General features: G+C 35.1%; 3 protein-coding genes. All 3 read left to right on the top strand.

The features are described 5' to 3' along the window. Positions 1 to 49: 49 nt before the first annotated feature. Positions 50 to 856, top strand: coding sequence for a phosphate ABC transporter ATP-binding protein PstB (pstB, locus tag ABY905_RS15385; RefSeq protein WP_372645464.1), 807 nt, complete (start codon positions 50 to 52; stop codon positions 854 to 856). A 203-nt stretch (positions 857 to 1,059) separates the two neighbouring features. Beyond that, positions 1,060 to 1,758, top strand: a complete 699-nt coding sequence (gene phoU, locus ABY905_RS15380; protein ID WP_372645462.1) for a phosphate signaling complex protein PhoU — start codon at positions 1,060 to 1,062, stop codon at positions 1,756 to 1,758. A gap of 267 nt (positions 1,759 to 2,025) precedes the next feature. Then, entirely contained in the window at positions 2,026 to 3,327 is a 1,302-nt protein-coding gene (locus ABY905_RS15375) for a M18 family aminopeptidase (RefSeq protein WP_372645460.1), read from the top strand. Positions 3,328 to 3,365 lie beyond the last annotated feature (38 nt).

Genomic DNA, 3,365 nt, shown 5'->3' with positions numbered 1-3,365 from the left:
TCCTTATTATTTTTCTTTTGAATCTAGGTGCTAAAGCAATTGCAAAAAAATGGAAAGTACAATACTAATTAAAGAGGATGAGAGAATCATCCAAATAGAATCTCCTTTTCTGAACATCGATGAATTATCAGTATCGTATGGTGGAGACAAATATTCTATTGACAAAGTTTCTGCAGGTATTCAAAAAAATAAGATCACTGCAATAATGGGACCATCCGGATGTGGGAAGAGTACTTTATTAAGAGCAATTAATAGAATGCACGAACTTTATCCTGAAACACATCATAAAGGCAGTATCACCCTTGGAGGTGAGGATATCTATAAAATAAACCCGATTCAATTGAGACGTAAAATCGGCATGGTATTTCAGCGTCCTAACCCGTTTCCAACTATGAGCATCTATGATAATGTAATCGCTGCTTATATTTTAAACGGAATAAAACTGAAACGTTCCGAAAAGGATGAAATTGTTGAACGATCACTTCGCGAAGTTGGTCTTTGGGATGAGACAAAAGATGCCTTACACAAAAGAGGTACATTTTTATCAGGAGGGCAACAACAGCGTTTATGCATTGCACGAGCATTAGCCTATAAGCCTGAGGTCATTCTTTTAGATGAGCCAACTTCGGCACTTGACCCAATAGCTACAGCTAAAATTGAAGATCTACTCGTAAAGCTGAAAAAGAATTATACCATCATATTAGTGACTCATAATATGTCACAAGCTGCACGAATATCAGATTACTCGATGTTTATGTATCTGGGTGAATTGGTAGAATATGGCAAAACCAAGAAAATGTTTACGACACCCAAAGATGAGCGAACAGAAGCCTATCTAATGGGGAAATTTGGTTGATAAAACAACAATTCTTACGGCAAAACCCTGCGGGTCGGGCTATCCGTACTCGCTCTTTGTAAAAATAACAAAGGAGCTCAAACAATCACTTCTATCCCTTTTGCGAAAAAAACAACAATGTGAAATATGAAAAGTGAAAATCCAATAAAAAGGGAGATATAAAAATTCATAACTCCTAATTTATAACTTATAATTAAAAAAGGATGTCGATAAAAAAAGATAAAAAATTTGACGGTATCAATAAGGATTTCCAAAAGATGAAATCCATATTGTATGAACAATTCGAGACTCTGGAAAATGTTATTCTAACAGGTTTAGATACTTTGTCGAAGAAAGAGCTTGAAACTTTTTCGAAAAATGAAACAAAGCTTGATCAGTTAGAACTAAAGATGAGCGAAAATATTATTCAAACCATCGGGCTTCAACAACCCATGGCTAGAGAACTTCGTCAACTCATATCGTACCTGAGAATGTTAGGCGATATGGAGCGCATAGGTGACCAGCTGAATAATATCTTACATTTTTTCATGGATTTAACACCAAAGCAATTACCCGAAAATCAAAGAGAATCCATACACAATATGTATGATATGAGTTTGATCATGGTAAGAAAGGCTTTAGATTCTTTTGAAAATGAAAATCATGAGACTGCCATTTGGACAATTCAGAATGATGAAGTTGTAGACGATATGCAACGCAAATTAATTAAACGAATGCTCAGAAAAAGTACACCTCCTGGTGCAGCCATAGAAGATGTGACCAATATTCTTAATTTTGGTAGTATCTTAAATAGCATAGAACGTATTGCCGACAATGCGACAAATATTGCTGAAGCATCAATCTATTATCAAAATGGAACAGATCTTCGCCACAAAGATCTTCCAGGTTCATCTGAAGAATAAACAATTCAAATTATAAACTAATTCATTATACTAAAAGCACTTTTCTATCTTAGAAAGGTGCTTTTCACTTTAAACGAAAATTGGAATTTCAATTTACTTATAAGTTATAGCATACTTAAAATAAACTGTGATAGATGTTATCAGTTTAAAAGCAAAACAGTTTATTATTTGTAATAATTGATATAGTTTTGAATTTCTAATACATAAACAAAATAGGCTACAAAACTTGGAAAAGTCTTGTCGCAATTAAATTAATAAACAATCACTATGAGTTTGGAAAAGCAACAAGCGCAGGAGCTAATCGATTTCATACATCGCAGTCCCAGCACATACCACGCAGTCAACAATGTTAGAGAAGAATTAGTTGAAGGTGGGTTTCAAGAATTGGATCTTCGTGAAGAATGGACTATCAACAAGGGTGGTAAATATTTCACAGGAAAAAATGGTTCAGCAATTTTCGCTTTCACTATTGGAGAAGGTGAAATTGAAGAGGAAGGCTTTCAATTAGTCTGCGCCCATAGCGATGCTCCAGGTTTCAAGATTAAACCTAATCCTGAAATTACAGTTGAAGGTAACTACATCAAATTAAACACAGAGGTATATGGTGCTCCAATCCAAAGTACTTGGATGGATCGTCCACTTTCTATCGCAGGGCGTGTTTGTGTACAATCTAACGATCCTCTTAACCCAGAACACTTATTCGTTAAAATAGATCGTCCATTAATGGTGATTCCAAACCTTGCTATTCATTTAAATCGTGAAGTAAACGAAGGTGTTGCGCTAAACAAGCAAAAGGATATGTTGCCTTTACTTTCAATGATAACTGATGAGATGGAAAAGGATAACTGCCTAATCAATCTAATTGCTGATGAATTAAAAATAGATGCTCAATCTATCGTTGATTTTGATGTAACATTATTTGAAGTTGAAAAAGGAACCATTTTCGGATTAAACGAAGAGTTCATCTCATCTCCTAAGCTGGATGATTTGGCTATGGCACATGCTGGTTTAAAAGCTTTATTAGATTCAAAAACAACTAACAAAACACAGATGCTTGCTATCTTCGATAACGAAGAAGTGGGTAGTGTAACAAAACAAGGTGCAGGTTCTCCTGTATTACGTCATCTTTTGCAGCGTATCGTTTATAAGTTAGGTAAGAATATGGAAGATTTCCATAGAGCTATCTATAGTTCATTTATGATTTCTGCAGATATGGCTCATGCCGTTCATCCTAATATTTCAGAAAAGCACGATCCTACCAACCGCCCATTCATTAATAAAGGGCCAGTTATTAAGATTCATGCCAACAACAAATATACAACTGATGGTGATTCAGGAACTGTGTTTGAAACACTTTGCAAAAATGCAGACGTACCTTACCAAAAGTTTGTGAACCGTTCCGATCTTGTTGGAGGTAGTACTCTTGGTAATGTTTCAACGGGTCAAATCGATATTCGTACAGTTGATATAGGAAATCCTATGTTTGCAATGCATTCTGTTCGCGAAACAGGAGGTGTTAAAGACAATGCTTACATCAGACAAGTATTCTCATACTTCTTTAGTTTATAAGCCTGATATTAGGATTATATCAATCAAATACAAAACAG

Source organism: Ancylomarina sp., assembly GCF_041555295.1.
Classification (GTDB): domain Bacteria; phylum Bacteroidota; class Bacteroidia; order Bacteroidales; family Marinifilaceae; genus Ancylomarina.
The sequence above is the reverse complement of the archived record's forward strand: the minus strand, read 5'-3'. Positions and strand labels throughout refer to the sequence as shown.